The 25,657-nt window shown below is 71.1% G+C and carries 24 protein-coding genes; 12 read left to right on the forward strand and 12 right to left on the reverse strand.

What is annotated here, in order from left to right; all coding sequences use genetic code 11:
• The first annotated feature begins 16 nt into the window (after positions 1-16).
• Complete coding sequence (locus ACQPWU_RS18865; protein WP_433441745.1) at positions 17-445, forward strand: DoxX family protein; 429 nt, start codon at positions 17-19, stop codon at positions 443-445.
• 55 nt (positions 446-500) lie between these two features.
• On the opposite strand, the gene mmuM is transcribed toward ACQPWU_RS18865, so the two are convergent.
• Complete coding sequence (gene mmuM, locus ACQPWU_RS18870) at positions 501-1,367, reverse strand: homocysteine S-methyltransferase (protein WP_433441747.1); 867 nt, start codon at positions 1,365-1,367, stop codon at positions 501-503.
• Positions 1,368-1,454: 87 nt separating this feature from the next.
• On the reverse strand, positions 1,455-2,123 hold the full coding sequence (locus ACQPWU_RS18875; protein ID WP_433441749.1) for a Crp/Fnr family transcriptional regulator: 669 nt from the start codon (positions 2,121-2,123) through the stop codon (positions 1,455-1,457).
• Between the two features lie 72 nt (positions 2,124-2,195).
• Here ACQPWU_RS18875 and ACQPWU_RS18880 point away from each other — a divergent pair, with 72 nt between their 5' ends.
• The gene (locus ACQPWU_RS18880) at positions 2,196-2,459 is read left to right on the forward strand and encodes a YciI family protein (protein WP_433441751.1); all 264 of its coding nucleotides are present in this window, start codon (positions 2,196-2,198) and stop codon (positions 2,457-2,459) included.
• A 15-nt stretch (positions 2,460-2,474) separates the two neighbouring features.
• Here ACQPWU_RS18880 and ACQPWU_RS18885 read toward each other — a convergent pair whose 3' ends face one another.
• Both ACQPWU_RS18885 and ACQPWU_RS18890 read right to left on the reverse strand, forming a co-directional pair.
• On the reverse strand, positions 2,475-4,826 hold the full coding sequence (locus tag ACQPWU_RS18885; protein WP_433441753.1) for a VIT domain-containing protein: 2,352 nt from the start codon (positions 4,824-4,826) through the stop codon (positions 2,475-2,477).
• A complete protein-coding gene (locus ACQPWU_RS18890) occupies positions 4,823-5,929 on the reverse strand; it encodes a MerR family transcriptional regulator (protein ID WP_433441755.1) in 1,107 nt (368 codons plus the stop codon). The genes ACQPWU_RS18885 and ACQPWU_RS18890 overlap by 4 nt, the downstream gene beginning before the upstream one ends.
• 115 nt (positions 5,930-6,044) lie before the next feature.
• Here ACQPWU_RS18890 and ACQPWU_RS18895 point away from each other — a divergent pair, with 115 nt between their 5' ends.
• Positions 6,045-6,512, forward strand: a complete 468-nt coding sequence (locus ACQPWU_RS18895) for a Dps family protein (RefSeq protein WP_433441757.1) — start codon at positions 6,045-6,047, stop codon at positions 6,510-6,512.
• 438 nt (positions 6,513-6,950) lie between these two features.
• A complete protein-coding gene (locus ACQPWU_RS18900; RefSeq protein ID WP_433441759.1) occupies positions 6,951-7,973 on the forward strand; it encodes an alkaline phosphatase PhoX in 1,023 nt (340 codons plus the stop codon).
• On the opposite strand, the gene ACQPWU_RS18905 is transcribed toward ACQPWU_RS18900, so the two are convergent.
• Complete coding sequence (locus ACQPWU_RS18905; protein ID WP_433441761.1) at positions 7,974-8,567, reverse strand: TetR/AcrR family transcriptional regulator; 594 nt, start codon at positions 8,565-8,567, stop codon at positions 7,974-7,976. It lies immediately after the preceding gene.
• 98 nt (positions 8,568-8,665) lie between these two features.
• On the opposite strand from ACQPWU_RS18905, the gene ACQPWU_RS18910 reads away from it, so the two are divergent.
• The gene (locus ACQPWU_RS18910; RefSeq protein WP_433441763.1) at positions 8,666-10,840 is read left to right on the forward strand and encodes an MMPL family transporter; all 2,175 of its coding nucleotides are present in this window, start codon (positions 8,666-8,668) and stop codon (positions 10,838-10,840) included.
• Here ACQPWU_RS18910 and ACQPWU_RS18915 read toward each other — a convergent pair.
• On the reverse strand, positions 10,797-11,657 hold the full coding sequence (locus ACQPWU_RS18915; RefSeq protein ID WP_433441765.1) for a bifunctional helix-turn-helix transcriptional regulator/GNAT family N-acetyltransferase: 861 nt from the start codon (positions 11,655-11,657) through the stop codon (positions 10,797-10,799). The two genes, ACQPWU_RS18910 and ACQPWU_RS18915, sit on opposite strands and share 44 nt — an antisense overlap.
• A 94-nt stretch (positions 11,658-11,751) precedes the next feature.
• On the opposite strand from ACQPWU_RS18915, the gene ACQPWU_RS18920 reads away from it, so the two are divergent.
• Positions 11,752-12,654, forward strand: a complete 903-nt coding sequence (locus tag ACQPWU_RS18920) for a lactonase family protein (protein ID WP_433441767.1) — start codon at positions 11,752-11,754, stop codon at positions 12,652-12,654.
• A gap of 25 nt (positions 12,655-12,679) precedes the next feature.
• Here the strand turns inward: ACQPWU_RS18920 and thiI are convergent, their stop codons facing one another.
• From thiI to macS, 3 genes are all read right to left on the reverse strand, one after another.
• A complete protein-coding gene (gene thiI / locus ACQPWU_RS18925; protein ID WP_433441769.1) occupies positions 12,680-13,879 on the reverse strand; it encodes a tRNA uracil 4-sulfurtransferase ThiI in 1,200 nt (399 codons plus the stop codon).
• Positions 13,880-13,942: 63 nt separating this feature from the next.
• The gene (locus ACQPWU_RS18930) at positions 13,943-14,584 is read right to left on the reverse strand and encodes a response regulator (protein WP_433441771.1); all 642 of its coding nucleotides are present in this window, start codon (positions 14,582-14,584) and stop codon (positions 13,943-13,945) included.
• Positions 14,585-14,983: 399 nt separating this feature from the next.
• Positions 14,984-16,081 carry a MacS family sensor histidine kinase gene (gene macS, locus ACQPWU_RS18935; protein ID WP_433441773.1) on the reverse strand — a complete coding sequence of 366 codons (1,098 nt, stop codon included), beginning with the start codon at positions 16,079-16,081 and terminating at the stop codon, positions 14,984-14,986.
• Positions 16,082-16,195: 114 nt separating this feature from the next.
• On the opposite strand from macS, the gene ACQPWU_RS18940 reads away from it, so the two are divergent.
• A complete protein-coding gene (locus ACQPWU_RS18940; protein ID WP_433441775.1) occupies positions 16,196-17,065 on the forward strand; it encodes an MHYT domain-containing protein in 870 nt (289 codons plus the stop codon).
• Between the two features lie 138 nt (positions 17,066-17,203).
• Positions 17,204-17,944, forward strand: a complete 741-nt coding sequence (locus ACQPWU_RS18945; protein WP_433441777.1) for an MHYT domain-containing protein — start codon at positions 17,204-17,206, stop codon at positions 17,942-17,944.
• A 138-nt stretch (positions 17,945-18,082) separates the two neighbouring features.
• Here the strand turns inward: ACQPWU_RS18945 and ACQPWU_RS18950 are convergent, their stop codons facing one another.
• On the reverse strand, positions 18,083-19,108 hold the full coding sequence (locus tag ACQPWU_RS18950) for a 6-phosphofructokinase (RefSeq protein WP_360707281.1): 1,026 nt from the start codon (positions 19,106-19,108) through the stop codon (positions 18,083-18,085).
• 123 nt (positions 19,109-19,231) lie between these two features.
• Here ACQPWU_RS18950 and ACQPWU_RS18955 point away from each other — a divergent pair, with 123 nt between their 5' ends.
• The 3 genes from ACQPWU_RS18955 (at position 19,232) to ACQPWU_RS18965 (ending at position 23,131) form a co-directional block, all read left to right on the forward strand.
• On the forward strand, positions 19,232-20,695 hold the full coding sequence (locus tag ACQPWU_RS18955) for an FGGY family carbohydrate kinase (protein WP_433441779.1): 1,464 nt from the start codon (positions 19,232-19,234) through the stop codon (positions 20,693-20,695).
• A 401-nt stretch (positions 20,696-21,096) separates the two neighbouring features.
• Entirely contained in the window at positions 21,097-22,257 is a 1,161-nt protein-coding gene (hemE, locus tag ACQPWU_RS18960) for a uroporphyrinogen decarboxylase (protein WP_433441781.1), read from the forward strand.
• Between the two features lie 145 nt (positions 22,258-22,402).
• The gene (locus ACQPWU_RS18965; RefSeq protein WP_433441783.1) at positions 22,403-23,131 is read left to right on the forward strand and encodes a Clp protease N-terminal domain-containing protein; all 729 of its coding nucleotides are present in this window, start codon (positions 22,403-22,405) and stop codon (positions 23,129-23,131) included.
• A gap of 8 nt (positions 23,132-23,139) precedes the next feature.
• Here ACQPWU_RS18965 and ACQPWU_RS18970 read toward each other — a convergent pair whose 3' ends face one another.
• Together ACQPWU_RS18970 and ACQPWU_RS18975 are read right to left on the reverse strand one after the other, a co-directional pair.
• Positions 23,140-24,465 (reverse strand): N,N-dimethylformamidase beta subunit family domain-containing protein, encoded by a 1,326-nt coding sequence (locus ACQPWU_RS18970; protein ID WP_433441785.1) that lies wholly within the window; start codon positions 24,463-24,465, stop codon positions 23,140-23,142.
• An 88-nt stretch (positions 24,466-24,553) separates the two neighbouring features.
• Positions 24,554-24,841, reverse strand: a complete 288-nt coding sequence (locus tag ACQPWU_RS18975; RefSeq protein ID WP_360707293.1) for a YiaA/YiaB family inner membrane protein — start codon at positions 24,839-24,841, stop codon at positions 24,554-24,556.
• A gap of 120 nt (positions 24,842-24,961) precedes the next feature.
• Here ACQPWU_RS18975 and ACQPWU_RS18980 point away from each other — a divergent pair, with 120 nt between their 5' ends.
• Positions 24,962-25,603: a molybdopterin-dependent oxidoreductase gene (locus tag ACQPWU_RS18980; RefSeq protein WP_433441787.1), complete on the forward strand. Its 642-nt coding sequence runs from the start codon at positions 24,962-24,964 to the stop codon at positions 25,601-25,603.
• Positions 25,604-25,657 lie beyond the last annotated feature (54 nt).

Consider the following 25,657-nt stretch of genomic DNA (forward strand, 5'->3'; position numbering starts at 1 on the left):
CTCTCTAGGAGATCGAATGCTCGACCAGGCGCGCCCCGTCGTCCTGCTGCTCGCGAGGATCGCCACCGGAGTGATCTTCCTCGTACACGGCTATCAGAAGTTCGCGACCATGGGCATCGCGGGCACGACCAAGTTCTTCGAGTCCGCGGGCATCCCGCTGGCGTCCGTGGCCGCTCCGGCCGTGGCGGTGCTGGAGGTCGTGGGCGGCCTGGCGCTGATCCTCGGCGCGGCGCTGCCGATCGCGGGCACGTTGCTGGCCGTCGACATGGTCGGCGCCATCGTGTTCGTGCACGGCGGGGCCGGCTTCAACGCCGGCGAGGGCGGCTACGAGTTCGTCCTGGCGCTGGCGGCGGCCAGCCTGGCGATCGGCTTCACCGGTGGGGGCGCGCTGGCCCTCGACAGCGTCCTGGGCCGGCGCCGCAGCACCGCGGCCGTGACCGCCTAGCGCTCCTCATTCGAGACCCCGCGCACCCCGAGCCGGGCGTGCGCGGGGTCCGCGCTCAGGAGAGGTGGGCGCGGATCTGCGCGATGTGCTCCGGAGTCGTACGGCAGCATCCGCCGATCAGCGACGCGCCCGCCTGTTGCCACTCCTTGGCCGCCTGGCCGAACTCCACCGGGTCGGCCAGCCCCAGCCAGCGGCGGTGCCCGGCGTCCCACGTCTCGCCCGAGTTCGGGTAGACCACCACGGGCAGGCCGCCCGACAGGCACGAGATCAGCCCGGGGATGTGCCGCGGCGCGGTGCAGTTGGCCCCCACGGCCACCACCTGCGGGTTTCCGCTGAACAGCGCGGCCGCCTCGCGGATCGGGGTGCCGTCGTTGAGCCGCTGCTCGTCGCGGCAGGAGAAGCTCACCCACGCCTTCACCTCGGGCGTGCGGGCCAGCAGCCTGGCCAGCGCGCGCGCCTCCGGGTACGACGGGATCGTCTCGCAGGCCAGCAGGTCGGCCCCGGCCGAGGCGAGGATCTCCCAGCGCGGCAGATGCCAGTCGAACAGCCCGTCCTCATCGAGGCCGTAGTCGCCGGTGTATTCGGCGCCGTTGGCCAGGTAGGCGCCGTACGGGCCGACCGAGGCCGCCACCAGCCCGCGACCCGCCTCGTCGCGGGCCTGCCCGGCCAGCTCCACCGACAACCTGATCAGCCGCTCGGCCGCCGCCACGTCCAGCCCGCGCCGCAGGAAGCCCGGGATCGTGGCCTGGTAGCTGGCGGTCGTGGCCACGTCGGCGCCCGCCGCGAAGTAGTCGGCGTGCACGCGCCTGATCAGGTCGGGCTGCTCCAGCAGCAGCCGCGCGGACCAGAGCTCGTCGCCGAGGTCCGCGCCGAGCCGTTCGAGCTGGGTGGACAGGCCGCCGTCCAGGACAAGTGCAGTCACTTCTCCAGGGTACGAGCACCCGCGCGGCGCACGATCCGGCGGCGCGCGTGCTCGGCCTGACAGGACCGGAATGGCGGCCGCGCAGGCTCAGAGAGCAGGGGCAGGGATGGCGGCGAGGCGGGCGAGGGCCTGGGGATTCAGCACGATCACCTCGCCGGTGCGGATCTCGATCAATCCACGGCGCTCGAACCCGCGCAGTGCCCGGTTGACGCTCACCCTGGTCGCGCCGATCTCGGCGCCCAGGCCCGCCTGCCCCGCGTGGAGCGGCACCCGGCCGTCCGCGCACCGGCGTACCAGCCAGGTGGCCACGCGCGAGGGCACGTCGCGTACCGCCGCGTCGATGAGCCGCTCGTCCAGGTCCCGCACGGTCGCGGCCAGCGTGCGCAGCAGCCGCGCCGCGACGGACGGCTCGGCGGCGACGAGCTCGAGCACCGCGGACCGCGGCAGGTACGCCACCTCCACCGCCGTCAAGGCCGTCCGGGTCGCCCGGTGCGGTGCGTCCACGAGGAGCGCCGTCTTGTCGAACGCGACCGGCGCGGCCTCCACGGCGAGCACCACCTCCTTGCCCTCCGCGCTCACCCGCCCGGCCTTGACCCGCCCGTCGAGCAGCACCACCAGCTGCTCGGCCGGATCGCCCTCCGTGCACAGCACCTGCCCGGCCGGATAGCGCCGCCGCCGCGCCAGCGCCTCCAACCCCCGCAGCCGCCCGTCGTCGAGCCCGCCGAGCATCGGCAGGTCGGCCAGCGTGTACGTCATGTATCCCGTGATACACCACCCCGGTGACCCGCGATGCTGAGCACCCGGCCTGTCCGGCCCTAGCGTGCGGGCATGGCGAGATACGTACTGCAACTGGCCTTCGACGACGCTCCCAGCCGCCTCGCGGCCCGTCCCGCGCACCGGGAGCACCTGCGGCGGCTCAAGGACCAGGGGCGGCTGGTGACCGCCGGGCCCTGGGCGGACGACACGGGGGCGCTCCACGTGTACGAGGTGGCGGACGAGGCCGAGCTGCGCGACCTCCTCAAGGAGGACCCGTACACGGCGGTGGACGGCTACGAGATCGTGCTCATGAAGGAGTGGAGCCCGATCATGTAGCCGCCCTCACGCGTCCTAGGTGCGCTTCCAGAAGGGGCCGCGGCGGCCGCCTCCACCACCTGAGCCGGGGTCGTCGCCCACGAGGGTCGTGAGGACCTCCACGGCGCGGTCGTGCAGGGCCTGGGCGTCGGCGCCCGGCCGCTCGGCCGACTCGAGCTCGCGGGCCAGTGCCGCCAGCTGCTCGTTCCCTCCGAGGTACGCCGCCAGCGCCGCCAGCCGCGAGCCCAGGTCCGCCAGGTACAGCAGGTCGGCCATGGGCAGCGCCTTGAGCCGGTCGAGCTCGGCCACCAGCTGTGGCCTGACCGACTCCAGCCGGTGAGCGGGCCGCGGCGCGAACTTCGGCGCCCAGCCGCCGCCGGGCCTGCTCGGCGCGGCAGGAGCCGGCCTCGGCGGCGCGCCGAACCCCTCGGCGCCCCCCGCCGGCCCACCGGTCAGGAAGTCCGGCTGCGCGTCGCCGAGGCCGAGGCCGGGCTCCGGCAGCCGCATCCGCTGAACCCCGGGCGGCGGGGCGGCCATCACCGCCGCGTGCGCCGTGAAGCCCATCATGGGCGGGCTCTGCGGCAGCTCCCACCCGCTCGGCGGTTCGACCGGCTGGATGACCCGGTGCTCCGGCCCACCCTCGGCGACCTGCCTGGTGTCGACCGCCACGTACGCGGTGAAGCGGCACAGCACGCCGTACTCGAGCGATGTCCGCACGATCCGTGACTCCAGGTCGTGCTCGCCCATGGCGTACCGGTCCTCGAGCTCGCGCAAGTGCGCGCGAGCCCAGACGGCGCGGATGGCCGGATTGTCCACCGTCACGCCCGCGACCTGCTCCTCCCACGGTCCTCCGGCCGCCATCCCGCGTACGGTCAGCGAGGAGCCCTCGCGGTAGCGCCCGTACACGCGCAGCGGCACGCCGGGGAAGATCGACCCGAGGTGGGTGACCGTGTCCGGCTCGACGTCGAGGCCCTTGATCGAGAGGTCGGTCACCAGGGGAGCGCCGATCCTGCGGTGGATCTGCTCCATGGCGGCGTCCAGCCGGTCCTCCGACTCGACCAGCTCGCACCGGCCCGCGCCGAGCCCGGCCAGGCGGCCGAGGAAACCGGCGTTCACGGCGCGGTCGATGCCGACCGTGTGCACGCGCATGGCCGAAAGCGCGCCGCCGGCCTGCTCCAGGATCTGGTCCTCGTTGCCCACCTGGCCGTCCGTGACCAGCACCACGACGCGTTCGCGCTCGTTCCTTGCGCCCAGGAGCGCGATGGCCCGGCGCAGCGGCTCCAGCAGCTCGGTGCCGCCTCGGGCGTCCACGTGGGCGAGGTGCTCGACGGCACGGTACCGGTTACGGTCGGACGCCTCCACCAGCCCCTCGAACGCCTCCTCCACCACGGAGTCGAACGTCAGCACCGCGAACCTGTCGTGCTCCGTCAACGTGTCGACGATGCGGGCCGCGGCCCTCCGGGCGGTGATCATCTTCCAGCCGCTCATGCTGCCGGAACGGTCGAGCACCAGCACCAGGTCGCGCGGCGCGCGCGTGGACTGGAGCGGCGGCGGCACGACGGTGAGCGCGAACGTGCCAGTGCCGCCCGATCGGCCGTCGAGCTGCAACGACGTGGACGCGTCGAACGACAGCCGCAGGATGAAGTCGCGGTCGAGCCGCTCGCCCGGGCGCAGGCGTACCGTATTGCCCTCCTCCTCGACCACGTGGAGGCTCGAGGCCAGCTCGCGCAGCTCCAGTCCGGCCGCGTCCACGGTCGCGCGCAGTGACAGGCGCACGGGGTCGGGGAAGCCGGGCAGCAGGACGGGCGGGCTGATCCTGGACGCGTCGGGCACCGCGTCGGTGTCGGGCGCGGCGCCGTCGCCCGCGGGCGGGCCGTCGATGGGGCTGCCCGGGATGTAGCGCGGGGCCACGACCAGCGGGAAGCGGAACGTGGCCGCCCCGTCCTCGTACGGCAGCGGCTGGCTCATGGTCAGCCTGACCGAGACGCGCTCACCGGGCAGGATGTTGCCCACCCTGATCGTGAACACGTCGGGCCGGTCCTCCTCGGCGATCGCCGCCCGTCTGCCTTCGCGCAGCGCCTGGTCGTAGTCGGCCCTGGCCTGGGCGCGTTCCTTCAGCACGCCCTCGACCACCCGGTCGTCGGCCTCCATCCTGAACCCGGTGACGGCCGCCCTGTCGGGCAGCGGGAAGACGTACGTGGCCTCGAGCGTGACGTCGAACGGGTTCCTGAACCCCTGCGTGACCTCGACCCCGGCGATGAGCCCGGAGATGTCGGCGGCCACGTCCACGCTCTCCAGCGGCAGGTTGCCGCGCTCCGTCCGCAGCGCGCCGATCCCGGCGTCCGGCACCGGCAGGCACCGTGCGGGCTCCAGCGAAGTGATGTTCATCTCAGCTCCCTCTCTTCGAGCACCGCGAGCAGCGGTCCCGCCGCCGCCAGCACCGCCTGAACGTCCTCCTCGGTGAGGGCCCTGCCCGCGTCCAGCACGAGCCGCACCCCGTCCGCGAGCCTGACCCCTGTGACCATGGGGGCAGCGCCACGGCCCTCTGGCCGGCCGGCCGTCTCTTCACGGGTCGCGCCTTGGCCGGCCTTCTCGTGAGCCCGTGTGGCCGCCTTTCCCGGCCGATCAGCCCAGAACCGCCCTCGCGCGGTCTCCCCACCGGCGCGTGCGCCACCGTCTCGGGTGTGCGTGATGCCGGTTGCGGCACCTGCGCCGTCGTGCGTGGCATGGGTATCGCGTCCCGGGCCGTCGTGCGCGGCATCGGCTTCTGGCCACGCACGACCCTCAGGCGCGGGCCCGTGCTTCATCGGCGCCTCACCCAGCAGCGCGTCCTCCAGCCGAGCCGCCGTGTCCGCCTGAGGTGCCGCGTCCGGCTGAGGCGTCGCGTCTGGTGTAGCGGCGTTGCCTGGCCGCGCTGGGCGACCCGGCCCGGCAACGTCGTCCATCGCCGACGAGCCCTCCAGCGCGGGGGCGGTCTCCGGGGAAGAAGCGCCACCGAGCCTCGAAGTGGCGTCCGGCTCAGAGGCGGCGTCCAGCCCCGGAGCGGTGTCCGTTCTCGAGGTGACAGCCGTCCCCGGGGCGGCGTCCGGTCTCGGGGTGGTGCTCGATCCGAGGGCACCGTCGGGTGCCGGGGCGGCGCTCAAACCGAGGGCGGCGTCGAGTCCGTGGGCGGTGGGGGAGAGCGCGAGGCCGGTCGTGGCTTCCAGCATGCGATCCGTGGCGCCCGCCAGGGCCGCTTGGATCTGGGCGATCGAGTGGCCGGCCGCCTGCAGGCGCTTGACGGCCACGAGCTGCAGCAGGTGTCTCCGGCCGTACTGGGCGATCCTGCCGCGCCGGGTCAGGGGCGGGTCCACCAGACCGATCGTCGTGTACCACCTGATCAGCCGCTCTCCGGGCACGTCACGGACCCGGCCGTTGACCGGCGCCGCGCCGCCGCGCAGGGCACGTGCCGCTCGTTCGGCCAGCTCGCCGATGGTCCAGGTGTCGCTCATACCTCCACAATGACACTGTCATTATTACACTGTCAACAACGGGGCGGAATGCCCGCCGTCATGTCGTTGTCCTTCTAAGTAGGGAAAAAGTCCGACCTACGGGGAGGAATACGACATGGCCGCGATTACCGGCCCTCTCTCGGGTGAGGCCAAGAACACCGTCGCGGAGGCTCTGCAGGGCGCCCTGGTCGATCTCATCGACCTCTCGCTGGTCGCCAAGCAAGAACACTGGAACCTCATCGGCCCTCACTTCCGCTCGATCCATCTCCAGCTCGACGAGCTCACCGAGCTGGCCAGGAGACACATGGACACCATCGCCGAACGCGCCGTCGCGATCGGCGCCAACCCGGACGGCCGTTCCGCCACGGTCGCCAGGGCCACGAAGCTCCAGCAGCCGGAGTCCGGCTGGCTGGAGGACGGCAAGGTGGTGGCGACGATCACCGACCTGCTGGACGGCGTCAGCAGGCGGATGCACGAGCGCGTCCGGATCACCGACGAGCCCGACCCGGTGACGCAGGACCTGCTCATCGCGGTGGCACAGGACATCGACAAGCAGCACTGGATGTTCCAGGCCATGGCCTGACCTGCCGGAAAGCCCGGGAGCCCGATCAGGGAGCCCGGGCTTTGGCATGCCATGAGCCTCGCGTGAGGCGGCGGTCCCGCCGGTGGTGGATGCCGGACGGTTCCCCTGCCGGATAGACGGCCCCCGGGCTTACGCCGGGTCCACGTACCCGATGCGACGTCGATCGGGTACGTGGACGCGGCTGCTGGGCCGCCGAGTGCGGACGCGACGGCACCGGCACGGCGGTCACCACCCCGGCCATACGACGTGCGCCCGATGCGGGACCGTCCGACGCGCTGCGGGACTGTCACGAAGACGCGGGTCGCCGGTTCGGGTACGTGCGTTAGCCGCATGACTGCGTGGAGGGAGTCCGGGGTTTGCGCAGAGTTTGATGTCGCGAGTCCCTGTCATTCATGTCAGTGCGGTCGACTAGCGTGGCACCTAGAGGGAGGCCCCACGATGTCCCACAAGACTCTCCTCCGCACGGGCCCGCTCTGGCGGGGCGGCACCAGCCCGTATGGTCCGCTCGGCCTGCCGGACGCCGACGGTCTCGTGCTGCCGTCCGGCTTCACCGGCAGGGTGGTGGCCCGTTCAGGCCACAAGGTCGCCGGGCTGACCTGGCACGCGGCGCCCGACGGCGGCGCCTGCTTCCCCGACGGCGCCGGCTGGATCTACGTGTCCAACTCCGAGCTCCCGCTGCTCGGCGGAGCCTCGGCGCTGCGCTTCCGCCCGGACGGCACCATCGGTGACGCGTACCGCATCCTGTCGGGCACCGACCTCAACTGCGCGGGCGGCGCCACGCCGTGGCACACCTGGCTGTCGTGCGAGCTCGGCGACCGTGGCCGCGTCTTCGAGTGCGACCCCTACGGCGCGCGGGCCGCGCGCCCCCGCCTGGCGATGGGCCGCTTCAGACACGAGGCCGCCGCCTGCGACCCGGAGCGGCACGTGATCTACATGACCGAGGACGAGCCCGACGGCTGCTTCTACCGGTTCAGGCCCGGCGACTGGGGCGACCTGACGGAGGGCACGCTGGAGGTCCTGTGCAGCGGGGGCCGCTGGGAGGCGGTGCCCTCACCGGCGGCCCTGTTCACGGCGGCCCGCCACCAGGTCGAGGACGCCCGCCACTTCGACGGCGGCGACGGCTGCCACTACGCGGGCGGCGTGTGCTACTTCACCACCAAGGGCGACACGGCCCTGTGGGCCTACGACACGCAGGCCGCCACGCTCGACCGGCTGTGCGAGGGCGTGCGCGCCATCACCGCCGCTCCCTCGGGCGACCTCTACGTGGCCAGGGAGACGACGGAGATCGACGTCATCGCCCCCGACCGCGCGGTCACGCCGTTCCTCAGGCTGGAGGGGCACGCCGGGGCGGAGCTGACCGGGCTGGCCTTCTCGCCGGGCGGCGAGCGGCTCTACCTCTCGGCCAGGCGCGGCCGCGCCGAGGGTCACACGTTCGAGGTGGCGGGGCCGTTCCGCGCCTGATCAGGTCAGATAGCGCACCAGCGCGAGTTTCAGCTCGTCCACCAGTTCCGCGCCGCGCTCGGGCGGCGCGGAGGTGACCAGCGGCATCACCGCCTTCACCATGGCCACCGCCATCGTCCCCATGAGCATCGCGCGCTCCTCCGGCAGATCGGGGGAGCGGCGGCGCAGCATGGCGGCGACCTGACGGGCGATGTCGGTGTGGAGCCGCCGCGACGCCGCGGCCAGCTGATCGCCCGTCGCCGACCCGTACAGCAGCGACCAGTACGCCGGTGACGCGTTCTTGAACCTGACGCTCTCGTCCACGAGCTGCCCCACCAGCACTTCCAGCGGTACCTCCGGGGTGACGGCGGCCAGCCGCGCGGCCCAGAACTCCTGCCGGTCGACGGTGTAGCGCGCGACCAGCCCGTCCAGGATCTCCTCCTTGTTGCGGAAGAACTGATACAGCGACCCCGGCGACATCCCCGCCCGCGCGGCGACGTTGTTCGTCGTCATGTCCGGATATCCCACCTCGGCGATCACCGACTCGGCGGCGTCGAGGATCTCCGCCATGCGCTTCAGGCCGCGCGCCTGACGGCGGACCGTGCGTTCAGGCATGGGTCTCCTCGTTGACAAATGCGAGCATTTACTTGTATTTCTGGTCCGGTGATGAAAACACGAGTAGTTTACCGGGTTTTGCTCGGGGGGAGGCGAACATGGCGGTGAACACACAGGTCCGGCCGGCTCGGGAGGAGACGGGCGGGCCGCCGCTGCGCAGGCTGGGATTCCTGCTCGTACGGCGCCGCAGGATCGTGCTCGCGCTGGCCGCCGTGGTGCTCGTCGCGGCCGCGGCGCTGGCGGTGGGGGCGGTGCCGCGGCTGTCGCTGGCCAGGTTCGAGGCGCCGGGGAGCGAGTCCGACCGGGCGCAGGCCGAGCTGGTCCAGCGTTTCGGCGCCGGCAGCCCCGACATGATCTTCCTGGCGACCGTCAGGTCCGGCACCGTGGACGATCCCGCGGTGGAGGCCGAGGGCAGGCAGCTGACCGAGCGGGTCGCCGGGCAGGAGGGCGTCGCCGAGTCCGCCTCCTACTGGACACGCGGCAAGCCCGCCACCCTGCGCAGCGAGGACGGCAAGCACGCGCTGATCGTGGTGCGCATCCCCGGGGACGCCGACCACGTGCGCGCGCAGGTGCTGCCCAGGCTCGTGCCCGAGATCACCAAGGGCACCGGCCTGCTCGAGGTGCGGGCCGGGGGAGGGGAGGAGGTCTTCCGGGAGACCGTGCCGCTGGCCAGGCAGGACTTCGTACGGGCCGAGCTGGTCATCTTCCCGCTGGCGTTCGTGCTGCTCTGGCTCTACCAGCGGCGGGCCATGGCGGCCCTGGTGCCGATCCTGGCCGGGGTGCTCGCGATGGTGATCGGGCTGGCGCTCCTGCGCGGCGTCCTGCCATTCACCGATATTTCAACGTTCGCCCTGAACCTGACCCTGGCCATGGGGCTCGGGCTCGGCATCGACTACTGCCTGTTCGTGATCCAGCGCTTCCGCGAGGAGACGCGGCGCGGCGCCGGCCGGGCGGGCGCGGTCGCCGGCGCGGTCGAGCACGCGGGGCGGACCGTGCTGTTCAGCGGGCTCACCGTCGCCGCGTCCCTGGCCGTGCTCTTCGCGCTGCCGTTCGACTTCCTGCGATCCTTCGCGTACGCGGGCATCGCCGTCGTCATCGGCGGCCTGTTCGCGGCGGTGATCGTGCTGCCCGCGGTGCTCGCCTCGATCGGCGGCACGATGCTGCCCAAGCGGGCCGGGCCCGAGCGGGAGTCCCGGTTCTGGCACGCGCTGGCCACCAGGGTGATGCGCCGGCCGCTGGTGTCCGGTGGGCTGGCCACGGCCGTGCTGCTGCTGCTCGCCTCCCCGTTCCTGGGGCTGCGCTTCGGCGTTGCGGACGATCGCATTCTGCCCCCGGAGGCGTCGTCCCGGCAGACCCAGGAGGTCATCCGCCAGTCCTTCCCCGCGGAAGAGACCGACGCCATCCAGATCATCTCGAAAGATCGGGCAGCGGGGGATGTTTCGCAGTACGCCGTGACGCTGTCCCGCCTGCCCGGGGTCGCCCAGGTCGACTCAGCCGCCGGCTCGTTCGCGGAAGGCCGGCGGGTGGCCGACGGCGACCCGCGAAGGTTCCAGGGCCAGGGCGCCTGGCTCTCCGTGGTCCCGTCCGGTGAGGCGCTCGCCGGCGACCCCGTGCGGCTGGTGGAGGCCGTACGAGCCGTCGAGCCGCCCTTCGAGGTCCTCGTCGGCGGCTACCCGGCCGAGCTGGCCGACTACCGGGCCTCGGTCGTCGACCGGCTCCCGCTGGTGCTGGCCCTCATGCTCGGCGTCACGTTCCTGGTGCTGTTCGGGATGACCAGAAGCCTGATCATCCCGATCAAGGCGTCGCTCCTGAACGTCCTCAGCCTGGGCGTCATGTTCGGGGCCATCGTCTGGGTCTTCCAGGACGGCAACCTCTCCGGCCTGCTCGGGTTCACCCCGACGGGCACGCTCGACCCCAGCATCCCGATCCTGATGCTCTGCGTCGCGTACGGCCTGTCGATGGACTACGAGGTGTTCCTGCTCTCCCGCATCAAGGAGGAGTACGACAGGACGGGCGACACCGAGGAGGCCGTGGCCGGCGGCCTGCAGAAGGGCGCGCCGCTGATCACGGCCGCCGGCGGCATCCTGGCGCTCACGTTCGCCGCCTATGCCACGGCGCAGGTGACGTTCGTGCAGATGCTGGGCGTCGGCATGGCGGTGGCCGTGCTGGTGGACGCGACCGTGATCAGGGCGGTGCTCGTGCCGAGCCTGATGCGCCTGGCGGGCCCGCTCAACTGGTGGCCTGGAGGTCGCGCGACCACATCTGCTCGGTGACCTCGACCCCGTTCTCCGTCCCCTTCTCCTCCGACTCCAGCTCGAACCCGGCCGCCTGGTAGATGCGCCGCGCGCTCACCAGGCAGTCGCGGGTCCACAGCGTGATCCGCTTGTACCCCTCGGCCTTGGCGTGCCGCAGGCACTCGTCCACGAGCCTCCGCCCGATCCCGAGCCCCCGGGCGGAGGGCTCCACCAGCAGCATCCGCAGCTTGGCCGTCGTCTCGTCCTGGCGCACGCAGAACACGCACCCGGCCCGCTCCCCGTTCACCTCGGCGATCCACCCCGCGTCGCGCGAGAAGTCCAGGTCGCCGACGATCCTGGCGACGAGCTGCTCGAAGCCGGTGCCCCAGCCGTACTCGCGGGCGTAGAGGTCGCCGTGCCGGAAGGCGACCCAGCCGAGGTCGCCGGTGCGCGGCGGCCTGATCACGTACCCCCGCTGTGCGCCCTCGGACCCCAGCACCTGCCTGATCGTGGCCATGCTGGTGACCAGCCGCTCCTGGCCTTCGTCCGGCAGCCTGGACAGCAGCCGCTCGATCTCCTCGGCCGAGCGCCCGTCGAGCGACCGGAACGTCTCCGCGCCCGCGGCGGTGAGCCGTACGAGCTGCTTGCGCGCGTCGGACGCGGACCGCTCGCGCGAGACCAGACCGTCGCCGTCCAGCCGGGTCAGGATCCTGCTGAGGTAGCCCGCGTCCAGGTCGAGCTGGGCGCGCAGCTCTCCGGTCTCCATCGGCGCGGTATGCGCCAGTTCGAACAGCACCCTCACCTCGGCCAGCGAATACGGCGAGTCGAGCATGCCTGCCTGCAGAACGCCGATCACTTTCGTATAGAACCGATTGAAGGCTCTGATCTCAGAGACTCTTGCCTCTGTCAACGAACTCATTGCCATAGTCAACCATGAAAGGATCCCGGTTGTGAAGCAGGTCTACGTAGGCGGATATGGCCCGGGCATTTTCACGCTCGGCGGCGGGCTCACCAGAGTGGCGTCGCCGTCGTTCCTGGCCGCTCATCCGACCTTGCCGGTGCTGTACGCGGCGGGCGAGCTCCAGCGCGGCTGGCTGACCGCGTTCCAGGCCGGGGGGAGCCTGAGCCTGCTGGACGAGCGGCCGAGCGAGGGCGACAGCCCCTGCCACGTCGCCGTGGACCCGACAGGCAGTGTGCTGGCGGCGGCCAACTACGGCGACGGCACGGCCGTCATCTACCGCCTTGACTCCCGTGGCGCGTTCGAGGGCGATCCGATCGTGCTGCGCCACAAGGGCTCCGGCCCGAACAAGGACCGCCAGGAGGGGCCGCACGCTCACCAGGCCGTCTTCCACGACGGGATCCTGCACGTCTCCGACCTCGGCACCGACGAGATCCGCCGCTACCGCTACGACGGCACCGTCCTGGAGCCGATCCCGATCCACCCGGGCACGGGCCCGCGCCACTTCGGGTTCATCGGGTCGCGCCTGTACGTGGCGGGCGAGCTCAACGGCACCGTCACCCTCATCGACGGCGAGCGCCGCACCGTCGCCCCCGCCTCACGCGAGGAGGGCGAGAACTATCCGTCCCACCTCCAGATCGAGGGCGACCTCGTGTACGTCGCCAACCGCGGCCCCGACACGATCTCGGTGCTGCGCGCCGCGGACCTCTCGCCGGTGGCCGAGGTGTCGTCGGGCGGCCACTGGCCCAGGCATTTCGCCCTCGACGGCACCACCATGTACGTCGCGAACCAGCAGTCGGACGCCGTCACCGTCTTCGACCTGAAAGACGGCGTTCCCCAGCCTTCCGGGCAGGCGTACGAGGTCGAACGCCCGGCCTGCGTGCTGATCATGTGACTTCCTCGCGGCTCTGAGGCCCGGCTCAGTCCAGCGTGTACTCCTGGATCGAGTCGGCGAGCTGCACGCACAGCTCCTCGGCGTCGAGCCGCTTCTCGATCAGCTTCAGGTCCTCGATCTTGGCCCGCGTCTCCGCCCGCTTGGGCGCCAGGAGGGTGCAGCAGTCCTCGTCGGGCAGCTCGGAGATCTCCAGCGTGCCGATGCGCCGCGCCTCGGCCATGATCTCGGTCTTGTCCCAGCCCACCAGGGGGCGCAGGATCGGCATGTCCACCGCGTTGTCCTGGGCGGTGATGTTGGCCAGGGTCTGGGAGGAGACCTGGCCGAGCGCGTCGCCGGTGATCAGCGCCGAGGCGTGGATGCGGTGGGCGACCTCCTCGGCCGTCTTGAGCATGAGCCGCCGCTGCGCGATCACCGCCAGGCGGTCCTGCCCCGAGGTGCGGATCGACTGCTGCGCCTTGCCGAACGGCACCACCCACAGCCGCGACCTGCCCTGGAACCTGTCGAGCTTCTTGACCAGCGCGTACGCCTTGTAGATCGACTCCGAGGTGGTGAACGGGATGCCGGAGAAGTGCAGGAAGTCGACGTGCAGGCCGCGCCGCATCATCCGGTACGCCGCCACAGGCGAGTCGATGCCGCCCGACATGAGCACCAGGGCCCGGCCGCTGCTGCCGACCGGCAGGCCGCCCTGACCGGGGATGCCGCCGGTGAAGATGAACACCTCGTCCCTGTCGACCTCGATGAACACCGTGAGCTCGGGGTTCTTGAGATCGACCGGCAGGCCGTACTCGTCGTTGATCGCGCCGCCCACGAGCCGGTCGAGCTCGTTGGAGCGCAGCGGGAAGCGCTTGTCGCGGCGGCGGGAGCGGACCGCGAAGCGGGCGCCCCGCCTGGCCTCCTCGCTCTCACCCACGAGCTCCAGACCGGCCTTCAGCACCGCGTCGGGGTCCTTGGCGACCCGCCAGGCCCGGTGGATCCAGACCAGCCCCGGTACGTCGGCGACCCGCTGGGCCACGGCGTCCGCCTGCTCGGCTGTGGTGCCCTGAGGCAGGAAGATCGCGATCACGCCGTGCCGCTTGCGCACGTCGACCTTGAGGTCGAGCGAATGGAGCGCGTCACGGATGTTGCTGATCAGACGGCGTTCGAACAGCTCGCGGTTCTTGCCCTTCAGGACGATCTCGCCCAGCTTGAGCAGAACGCACGGCTCGCCCAGGGCGGACATCGTCATGGTGGAACCTCCGGGAAGACGGGGAATTGCGCGCGTTGATGCCAACGTCGCGACCCATTGAGTTTAGTCCGCGTCGAGTCCCCGCTCGATCGCATATCGCACCAGCTCCACCCGGTTGTGCAACTGGAGCTTGCCCAAGGTGTTCTGGACGTGGTTCTGGACCGTGCGGTGGGAGAGCACGAGCCGCTCGGCGATCTGCTTGTAGGTCAGGCCCTTGGCGACCAGCCTGAGCACCTCGGTCTCGCGCTCGGTCAGCCTCGGCCCTTCGGCGGGCGCGGACCGCGCGGCCAGCCGCCGGTATTCGCCGAGCACGAGCCCGGCCAGGCCTGGGGTGAAGACGGCGTCGCCGTCGGCGGTACGGCGTACCGCGTCGAGGAACTCCTCCCGGCTGGCCGACTTCACCAGATATCCGGACGCGCCTGCCTTGACGGCCTCCAGCACGTCGTCCTGCCCGGCGCTGGCCGACAGCACCAGCACCCTGGGCGGCGGCTCGACCGAAGCGAGCCTGGCGGCCACCTCCGGGCCCGGCATGTCCGGTAGCTGCAGGTCGAGCACCACGACGTCCGGCCGCACCGCCCCGGCCGCCCGCACGGCCTGCCGCCCCTCGCCTACGGCGGCCACGACCTCGTAGCCGGCCTCGGTGAGATCCCGGGCGACGCCGTCACGCCACATGGGGTGGTCGTCCACCACCATCACCCGCACCATGCCGCAACTCTAACCGCGTCCCCTCGTCCCGCCCCGCCGCCCCATTCCCGCGAGCGGGGGCCGCGTGGGCCCGAGTGCGCGTACCCGGCGTGCTGCGCGTGGCCCGAGTCCCCCCCGTTGGCCGGCGCTGCACGGCTGAACGCTCGCACGGCGGCCAACGTGAATGGGCGGCGCATGCACAGACGACCCGTCCAAGAGCCGCACCCGCACAAGCAGCGCGCACAAGCAGCGCACGCGGGCGGCGCACGCGCAGACAGCACGCGGCCAGGCGGCACATGCGCGGGCGGCGCGTGCACGGGCGGCGCGTGCACGGACGGCGCGTGCACGGACGGCAGGCGCACGGACGGCGGGCGCCGGACCCGGCGACGCTCCAAGGCGGTGTCCCGGCGCGGGCGGAGGTCAGGCGGGGAGGGTGATCTCGACCTCGGTGCCCTGACCGGGGACGCTCACGATCGAGACCTCGCCCCCCAGTTCGGCCACGCGCCCCCGGATGGACCGGGAGACGCCCATGCGGCCGTCGGCGAGCGCCTCGTCCAGGCGCCCGTCCGGGATGCCCGGCCCGTCGTCCCTGATGCTGACGGTCACCGTGCCGTCGCCGGACTCCACCAGCACCCAGGCCCGGGCCCCCGGGCCGCAGTGGGCGCGGACGTTGTCCAGGGCCGCGCCGACCGCCGCCGCGGTCTCCTGAGCCACCGCGGCCGGCAGCACCAGCGGGGCCGCCGGGGTGGACACCGTGACCTCGGGCGAGCCGTACCGCAGCAGGAGGGAGCGCAGGTCCGTCGCGCCCGAAGCCGGCGGGCCGGCCGTGATGAGATCGCGCAGGGCGGCCTCCTGCTCGCCCGCCAGGCGTCCCAGCTCGGCCGCCTCGCCGCCGATCTGCCGCCCTCGCCGCTGAACCAGAGCCAGGACCTGTAAGACCGAGTCGTGGATGTCGCGGGCCAGCCGGTCGCGCTCGCGCTGGGCGGCCTCCATCTCGATGGCCCGCTGCATGCGTTCCTCGGCCTGCCTGGCCAGGCGGGCCACGTGGCCGACCACGACGCCCGACAGGAAGAGCAGGACGGCGCCGTTGATCAGGATGGGCGCCTCATGGGTGCGGACGCGCAGCCACAGGTCGCCCGTCGCGACGACGGCCGCCGCCACCGCGCCCAGCCGCCTGCCCCCGTGCACGGCCCAGGCCAGCACGGGACCGGCCACCCAGGTGGCGGGGACGGGCATGGTGCCCTGCGCGCCCTGGCTGGCGCCTTCGACGTACGGGGAGGCCAGCAGGCAGGCCATCGTCACCAGCAGGTCGATCGCCAGCAGCGGCCACCGGCGCAGGGACTCGGCCGAGTAGGCGAACGTCGCCCCCGCCGTCCACAGCGCCATCACGCCGATGACCAGCCAGCCCAGCGCCGGGTGCTCGTAGCCGCGGTACTGGGCCATCAGCGCGGCCGCGTACACGAGCGACGCGATGCGGAAGACCGCGATCGCGCGCCAGAACGGCCCCTCGATAGCCATGAGTCCCTCTCATGTTTTCCGACTGGGAGGGTTGACAGATAGTCGTGGTATCCATGCGAATGGGACATGTCGGATGAAACAATCCGGGGACCCCTAATACCAAGGAACCGATAGATGACCACCGCTGTTAATCATTTCACCTACGGTCTGCTGACGCCCTTGCTCGCCTACGTGATGTCGTGCATCGGCTCGATGCTCGGATTGCGGCTCACCGCACAGGCGCACGCCTCGCGCGGCGGTGCCCGGGTGCGCTGGCTGCTCGGCGCGGCCATCTCGATCGGCGGCACCGGCATCTGGGTCATGCACTTCATCGGCATGATGGGTTTCCAGGTGCAGGGCACCCAGATCAAGTACGACGTGTGGCTCACCGCGGCCTCGGCGCTGGTGGCCATCGTGGTCGTGGGCACCGGCCTGCTGCTGGTCTCGTACGGTGGCGGCCGGGTCCTGGCGCTGCTCGGCGGCGGCCTGCTGACGGGGCTCGGCGTGGCCTCCATGCACTACCTCGGCATGTACGCGATGAACATGTCCGCCCACGTCTCCTATGACCGCATCACCGTGGCCGCCTCCGTCGTCATCGCGGTGGTGGCCGCGACAGTGGCGCTGTGGTTCACGCTCCGGGTCAAGAAGACCATCTGGATCACCCTCGCCGCCCTCGTCATGGGCGTCGCCGTGTCGGGTATGCACTACACCGGCATGTACGCGATGCATGTCACGGTCGACGCCGAGCCCGGCATGGTCTCCGGCGCCGACGCGCTCGACTTCCTCGTGCCCCTCATGACCGTGATCAGCCTGATCACGCTGACCATGCTGCTCATGGTGATCCTCTCGCCGTCGGAGGAGGAGCTGCACGAGGACGCGGAGCTGGTGGCCAAGCTGGAGCTGCGCCGTCGTACGGCCCAGCAGGAGCAGCAGCTCGCCTATCCCGCGCCGGTCGCGCCGATGCCCCAGCCGCGCCAGCCCATGCAGGCACGCAGAAGAAGGTAGTTGCGCGGGCGACAACTCCCTGTTCATACTCCCTTATCGGTGCGTAAGGGATGGGTGGGGGTCATGTCGCCGATCGATCATTTCTCTTTTGGGCTTTTAACGCCCGTTCTCGCGTACATCATGTCCAGCGTGGGCTCCATGCTGGGATTGCTGCTGACCTCGAGAGCCCGCCTGGCCGGCGGGCGCGAGGGCAGATTCTGGCTGGTCGGGGCGGCCCTCGCGATAGGCGGCACGGGCATCTGGACCATGCACTTCATCGCCATGCTGGGCTTCTCTGTGGCCGGTTCGGTGATCCGCTACGACGTCCCCCTCACCGTTCTGTCCGCGTTCATCGCGGTCGTGGTCGTGGGGATGGGGCTGTTCCTCGCCTCTTATGGCGGCGAGCGACTGGGGTTCCTGCTCGGCGGCGGCGTCCTGACCGGATGCGGCGTGGCGAGCATGCACTACCTCGGCATGGCCGCGATGAACATGTCCGCCCACGTCTCCTACGACCCGGTGATCGTCTCCCTCTCCGTCCTGATCGCGATCGCGGCGGCGACCGTGTCGCTCTGGTTCACGCTGCGGGTCAGGGGCGCGCTCAAGATCGGCGGTGCGGCGCTGGTCATGGGCGTGGCGGTCTCGGGCATGCATTACACGGGGATGTACTCGATGTCGGTGACCACGCACCCGGAGCTGGAGCCCATCTCCGGGGCCAGGGCGATCGACCTTCTCCTGCCGCTGATCGTCGGCATCAGCGTGATCACCGTGGGCCTGCTGCTCACCATCATCCTGTCGCCCTCGGAGAAGGAACTCCGCAGCGAGGCGGCGTTCAAGGCGCGGCTGCGCGACAACGACGAGGGCGCGCCGGAAGTGGATCTCTTCGGCACGCCCCGCGGTTGAGCCATCTCCTAGGTACGGCTTGCGGCGCGTAGTGGGCCGCCGACTAGCCGCGGCGCAAGCCGTACCCCGAGGGGGGTTGCTGCGCGGTAACCCCGCTGGTTCAGAAGGTACGGCCGCGCGCTTGCAAGCCGCTTTCAGCTAGCCGAAGAACACCTCCGCCTCGGAGTAACGCGAGACGGGCACGGTCTTCAGCTCGGCCGTGGCCTCGTCGAGCCCGACGCGGACGATGTCGGTGCCGCGCAGCGCGACCATCTTGCCGTAGTCGCCCTCGTGGGCCGCGTCGATGGCCTGCAGCCCGAACCTGGTGGCCAGCACCCGGTCGTACGCCGTCGGAGTGCCGCCGCGCTGGATGTGGCCGAGCACCGTGGTGCGGGCCTCCTTGCCGGTGCGCTTCTCGATCTCCTTGGCCAGCCTCTCGCCGATGCCGCCCAGCCTGACGTGGCCGAACGCGTCGAGCTCGCCCGTCTGCAGCTCCATCTGCCCCTCGATCGGGTGGGCGCCCTCGGCGACGACGATGATCGGTGAGTAACGGGTGCGGAAGCGGGACTCGACGTATTCGCAGACCCGGTCGATGTCGAACGGCCGCTCCGGGATGAGGATGACGTTGGCGCCGCCCGCCATGCCCGCGTGCAGCGCGATCCAGCCCGCGTGGCGGCCCATGACCTCGCAGATGAGCGCCCTGTGGTGGGACTCCGCGGTGGTGTGGAGGCGGTCGATGGCCTCCATCGCGATGTTGACGGCGGTGTCGAAGCCGAAGGTGTAGTCGGTGCCCGACAGGTCGTTGTCGATGGTCTTGGGTACACCCACCACGTTGACGCCACGGTCGTACAGCTGCTTGGCGACGCCCAGCGTGTCTTCGCCGCCGATGGCGATCAAGGCATCGACACTGGTGGCGGCGAGGTTCTCCTTGATGCGGTCGACCCCGCCCTCGATCTTTATCGGGTTCGTTCGGGAGGAGCCGAGTATGGTGCCGCCGCGTGGCAGGATGCCGCGGACGGCCTGGATGTCGAGCGGCATCGTGTCGCCTTCAAGCGGGCCGCGCCAGCCGTCACGGAAGCCGGCGAACTCGTGACCGTAGACGCTCACTCCCTTACGCACTACCGCCCTGATCACGGCGTTGAGACCGGGGCAGTCGCCGCCCCCGGTGAGCACTCCAATACGCATGGCGGGTTCCTCCCGACGGGGGTCACCTTAAATGTCAGACTCGCATTCTGCCCGCCGTCACGGGCAGTGGTCTAGACCAAACGCTTAGCTCCGCGACATAAACATCGATTGCGAGGAGATTTCGTGAGTGTGTTGGCCATCGATGCCGGGACAACGGGGGTGACTGCGCTCGTTGTCACTGAAAACGGGCAAATCGAGTCCATGGGCTACGAGGAGTTCAGGCAACATTTTCCCTCGCCCGGCTGGGTCGAACACAATCCCGAGGACATCTGGCAGGCCACGCTGTCCGCGTGCAGTTCGGCACTGAGCAGGGCCTCCGGCTCGCCGTCCTGCGTCGGGCTCGCCACACAGCGCGAGACCGCCGTCCTCTGGGACCGGCGCACGCTTGCCGCGCCCAGCCGGGCCATCGTCTGGCAGGACCGGCGCACCGCGGAGATCTGCGGGCGGCTGCGCGAGGCCGGTCACGAGCAGCGCGTGTCGGAGCTGACCGGGCTGCGGCTCGACCCGTACTTCACGGCCAGCAAGCTCGCCTGGCTGGCCGAGCACGAGGAGGGCGTGTGGGAGGGCGTCGAGACCGGCAACGTCGCCGTCGGGACGGTGGACTCCTACCTCATCGCCAGGCTCACGGCGGGCGCGCTGCACGTGACCGATCCGTCCAACGCCTCGCGCACCCTCCTGTACGGCCTGGCGTCCGGCGACTGGGAGCCCGAGCTGTGCGAGCTGTTCGGGGTGCCCGAGCACGCCCTGCCCGAGATCGTGCCCAACTACGGGCCGCTCGGCCACACCGAGCCGTCGGCCTTCCTCGGGCTGGAGTTGCCGATCAGCGGGGTGGCCGGCGACCAGCAGGCGGCCCTGTTCGGGCAGATGTGCTTCGACGTGGGTGACGTGAAGTGCACCTACGGCACGGGGTCGTTCGTGCTGGCCAACCTCGGCGGGGAGATCGTCAGGTCCGACGCGGGGCTGCTGACCACCGTGGCCTGGCAGACGCCGTCGGGCGAGCGCACGTTCGCGCTGGAGGGGTCGATCTTCGTGACGGGGGCGGCCGTGCAGTGGCTGCGCGACGGGCTGGGGCTGATCGGCACGGCGTCGGAGTCGGAGGCCCTGGCGCGGACCGTGCCCGACAGTGGGGGCGTGGTGTTCGTGCCGGCTCTGACGGGGCTGGGGGCGCCGCACTGGGATCCCCACGCGCGCGGGCTGATCACCGGCATCACGCGCGGCACCACGCGGGCCCACCTGGTCAGGGCCACGCTGGAGGCGATCGCGTTCGAGGTGCGGGACGTGGTGGAGGCGATGACCGGGGGCGTCGTGCCGGTGCTCAAGGCCGACGGCGGGGCCAGCATGAACGACCTGCTCATGCAGCTCCAGGCGGACCAGCTCGGCACGACGGTGGAGCGCCCGGCCGTCCTGGAGACCACGGGGCTCGGCGCGGCCTTCCTGGCCGGACTGGGTTCCGGGGTGTGGGGGTCGAAGTCCGACCTGCGCAAGACCTGGCAGCTCGGGCGGCGCTTCGTGCCCGGCGACCGGGACGACGCCGGCTACGAGCGGTGGCGCGCGGCCGTCGAGCTGGCATCCCGCGGATCGTTGTGACTCCCAGCGGCAACTGTCACTGAGCATCCATCGCGTACAGGCCTTCGGCACCCCCTTGCCCAGCGGTATCTGTCACTTCTTCCCGGGGGTAACACAAGCGAGGTTCTCTCGCATTGCTGTGACCTCCTGGACGCAGAAGGTCCCCTACCCGCTCCGGCCACGCACGGCGGCCTGCACAACCAGGGGTCACAGTCAGTTTGACCTTGCAGGCCAGCCGGCCATTTTTCAGCTGTCCGGCCATTCGTCATTGGCGTGCACGGGACGGATCCGGCACGGTTCCGACGCCTGCCGGGCAGCCCTGGACCAGGCGCCGCTACGATGACAACGCCCTCCTTACCGGGGTTGGGGCCTGCTCACCGGACCGCCTCGAAGCCCGGGGCAGTTCAACAGGACGGAGCAGCGTGGACATCGGCACACAGGAAGAAATCAGTCCGAAGCCGGCGTCCGGCAGCGCCCGGCCCAGGAAGCTGCTCCTGCGCGCGCTCGCGGGCGAGCGTACCGAGCGGCCGCCGATCTGGCTGATGCGGCAGGCCGGACGCTACCTGCCCGAGTACCACCGGGTCCGCGAGGCCGCCGGCGGCATGGTCGGGCTCTGCAACTCGCCCGAGCACGCCGTCGAGGTCACCCTGCAGCCAATCCGCCGCTTCCCGCTCGATGCCGCCATTGTCTTCGCGGACCTTCCGCAGGTTGCCGCCGCGCTCGGCCAGACCTTGGACTACCGCGCCGGCGACGGGCCGGTACTGACGCCTCCCGTCCGCTCGACAGCGGACATAGCCGACTTCCTGGGCGTTTCCCGCCTCCATGAGGAACTGGCCCCGGTCTACGAGACGGTCAGGCAGCTTACCCGTGCCCTGCCTCCCGAGGTGACACTGATCGGGTATGCCGGCGCGCCGTGGACCATCGCCACCTACATGGTCGAAGGACGCGGCGGCGGCTCGTCAGAGCACGCCGTCGTCAAGCAGTGGGCCCTGAGCGACCCGGAGGGGTTCCAGCCCCTGATCGACGTGCTCACGACTGCTGTCATCCAGTTCCTGGGCCGCCAGATCGAGGCGGGCGCCGAAGCGGTCCAGTTGTTCGACACCTGGGCCGGGATCCTCCCCGACGCCCTCTTCGAACGCTGGTGCGTCAAGCCGGTCGCCGCCATCATCGCGGCGCTGAAGGACAAGTACCCGGGCGTTCCCGTCATCGCCTTCCCCCGGGGCGCCGGGCTCGCCTACGACGGCTTCGCCGAGGCGACCGGCGCGGACTGCATCGGCCTGGACGCCACGGTCCCCCTTGACTGGGCCGCGCGAAATCTACAGCGCGGCCTCGGCCGCTGCGTGCAGGGCAACCTCGACCCCCAGCTCCTGGCCGCCGGCGGCCCGGCACTCACCGCCGAGACAGACCGCATCCTGCGTGCCCTGAGCGGGGGGCCGTTCGTGTTCAACCTGGGACACGGCATCATCAAGACCACGCCCCCGGAGAATGTCGCCGCCCTTGCCGAGCAGGTGCGCTCCTGGGCCACGCCCGTCCCGCCGCACCCGCTGGGTGATCACACGGGGCACCGGCCACCCAGCGAGTAGACCGCTCGTCACCGATCCGCCTCCCGGCGCCACCGCCAACCCGGTCTTGGTGACAAGTATCGCTGGGATGTGACAACTCTCCCTGGCAGTCTCAATCGTCAACCTTGGGTTGACGATATGGCTGTCGTCAACCTATGGTTGACGCATGGACAACATCGTTCGTCTCGACGATCTCATTTCCGCGATCAAGAACCGTCATCCCGAGGGCGCCCCCCTCGACGAGCTGGCCGACGCCGTGTCGCTGGGCGAGCACATCGGCGAAGTGGCCGACCACCTGATCGGCCACTTCGTCGACCAGGCCAGGCGGTCCGGGGCGTCCTGGACCGACATCGGGCACAGCATGGGGGTCAGCAAACAGGCCGCGCAGAAGCGGTTCGTGCCCAAGGGGGGCGGCTCGCTGGCCGATGACCTGCGCACGTACGAGCGCTACACCCAGCGGGCCCGGGGCGTCGTCGTGCAGGCGCAGAAGGAGGCGCGGGCGGCCGGGCACGGTCACATCGAGGTCGGGCACCTGGTGCTGGGCCTGCTGAGCGAGCCCGACGGGCTGGCGGCCAAGGCCATGGTGACGCTCGGGGCCTCGCCCGACGCCGTCAGGGACGCCGTCACGGCCGCGGTCGGCCCTGGCGAGGGGAACCCGCCCCAGTCCGTCCCGTTCACGGCGGAGAGCAGGAAGGTGCTGGAGCTGACGCTGCGCGAGGCGCTGCGGCTCGGGCACAGCTTCGTGGGCACCGAGCACCTGCTGCTGGGCGTGCTGTCACTCGAGGAAGGACCGGTGGTGCGGGCGCTGGCCGGCCTGGGCGTGACCAAGGAGCCCGTCGAGCGCGAGATCACGCGTGCGCTGGGCGAGATCCTGCTGGGGGGAAACTCGTCCTGAGCCCGCTGCTACGGGGCGCCTGCCGGGCCCTTGGCGAAGCGGGTCAGGAGGTTGGTCGTGGCGCGGCGGGTGAAGGCGGCGGCGCGGTCGGGCACGCCGTGGCCGCACCGCCGTCCCCGCATCGCGCACACCCAGCGCATCGTCCCCGACGCGAACACCCCCGCCCCGCTGGGCGCCACGTAGTAGGTGCTGTGGGAGACGGTCGCCCGCCCGCCGCATGAGTACGGCGACTCCGCCAGCACCTGGACCTTCCCCGGCGATCCCGGCGACACCTTGTCGGCCTCCACGCCGACCATCCCGGGGAAGCTCCCGCCCTTGGTGCCGGCGAAGATCCAGTGGCTCGGCCGGGTCACCCGGTAGACGCCCTCGGCGGGGAAGCAGTCGTACATCTGCCCCACCAGCCCGCTCTCCGGCTCCGAGTCCCGCCAGAGCCGGCACAGCCGCTCCTTGTCGCAGGCGACCGTCCTGCCGTGCGTCGCGATCCGCCAGTAGACGGCGTTGGCGCCGAGGAAGGCGAGGTTCGTGCCGCTGTCCCTGGCCTTGGTGACGACGCCGCGCATGCCGGGCGACCAGTACTCGTCGTGGCCCAGCGACACCACCGCGCGGGCGCCGTCGAGCACGCCCGGCTTGATGTCGAGGCTCGTCAGGTACGCCAGGGGCACGTGGCTCTGCTCGGCCACGGCCAGCGCTTCCTTCTCGAAGTCCAGGAAGAGCCGGGCGCCGTCGTGGTCGTACGGGCGGTCGAAGGTGACGGCGCGGGAGCGGCCGTCGAACCCGCCGGGGCCCTGGTAGAGGCTGCGTCCGCCCCACAGGTTGTACGCCTGCCAGGTCGTGACCGCGTTCACGATCACCACGCGGCCGGCGGTGGAGGCCGAGCGCACAGTGATCGGGACATAGCGCTGGGCCCCGCTGGAGGCGTCGAGCCTGATCAGGTACGCGCCCTCCGGCCAGCCCGTGGTGTCCACGCCGAGCGAGGGGCGCCAGTGCGCGGCGGTCACCGTGCCGCCGACGATCTTCATGGGCGCCTGCCGTTCCCCCTTGACCTCGGGCGACTCCCAGACCTTGGCCGGGTTCGCGCCCATGCGGAAGGCGATGGCGGAAAAGTGCGGCGCGGTCGTGGAGACGCGCAGCTGGAAGCGCTCACCCGGCAGGACGCTCACCTGGTCGGCGTAACCCTCGATCTCGTGCTCCGCGCCACGCCTGGTGATGCGCCAGGACTCCTGTACGCCCGTGGTGGCAGTGGGCGTCGGCGCGGAGACCGGCTGAGGAGCGGGGGCCGGGGGCACGCTGCCGCACCCGGCCACGAGCAGCAGGAGGACGAGGATCTTTCGCACAGGCCCATGGTCGTGACCGGCCGGCCCGGTGGACCGTCACTTGGCGAACTCCTTACCGCCTGATCCGCGGAGAGCCTCGGCACGGGGCTCAGGTGCTGACCTTGAACGGGTCGTGCTCGGCCAGCAGTTTGTCCAGCCTGGCCTGGTCCACCCGGTTGGTCACCACGGACTGCTCCTGACGATCGCGTACGACCTTGCACAGCGTGACCGTCGAGGTGACGACGTACAGCAGGCCGAGCCCCAGGAACGCCCTGACCCACCCCTCGACGGGCAGGTAGATCAGGGCGATCACCACGGAGGACAGCGAGACGGCGAACGACAGGATCGCCTGGACGTAGAACGCGGTGGTCTGCGTGGGCTGAATGGGCTTCGTCATGCGCTCATCGTGCCGCCGGGCGGCCGGCCGCCGCATGGGGTCACGTACTCAAGTTACTCATGAGTACGGCGGCCTCGGAGCCCACCGCACCGCACCCGCCCGCGAGGCGCGGACGATCCGATGGCAGGATGGCCCAAGACGGCGAGTCCAGTGAGGGGAGTGATCGTGGAGGAGTCGCGGCTGCCTCCAGGCCAGTACGTGCCGCGCGGCCGACCCGTGATCCACTACGGCAGGGTGCCTCAGTTCAAGCCGGAGAGCTGGGACTTCCGGGTCTTCGGCGCCACCGCGTCCGGCGCGGAGCACCGCTTCACCTGGAACGAGTTCGAGCGGCTGCCCCGCGCGACGCGCATCGCCGACTTCCACTGCGTGACCAAGTTCTCCCTCATGGGCAACGAATGGCGCGGCGTCACCCCCGCCACGATCCTCGAGGCCGCCCCGCCCGACCCCGGCGTGCGCCACGTGATGATCTGGGCCGAGTACGGCTACAGCGCCAACCTTCGCATGTCCGACTTCATCGCCTCCGACACGCTGTTCGCCATGGAGCTCGACGAGAAGCCGCTCAGCCCCGACCGCGGCTTCCCGCTGCGGATCGTCGTCCCCCACCTGTACGCGTGGAAGAGCGTCAAATGGGTACGCGGCATCGAATACCTCCTCGAAGATCGCCGAGGCTTCTGGGAGGAGCGCGGCTACCACAACCTCGCCGATCCCTGGCGCGAGCAGCGCTACTCCTACCAGGAAGAACCCGGCGAGGGACCCCCTTAGACTTCACTCTTGGTTTTCCCTCGGACACGCTCTGTTTTTGGCTACGGTTTCCCG

Source organism: Nonomuraea sp. CA-141351 (genome assembly GCF_050944675.1).
Taxonomy (GTDB): domain Bacteria; phylum Actinomycetota; class Actinomycetes; order Streptosporangiales; family Streptosporangiaceae; genus Nonomuraea.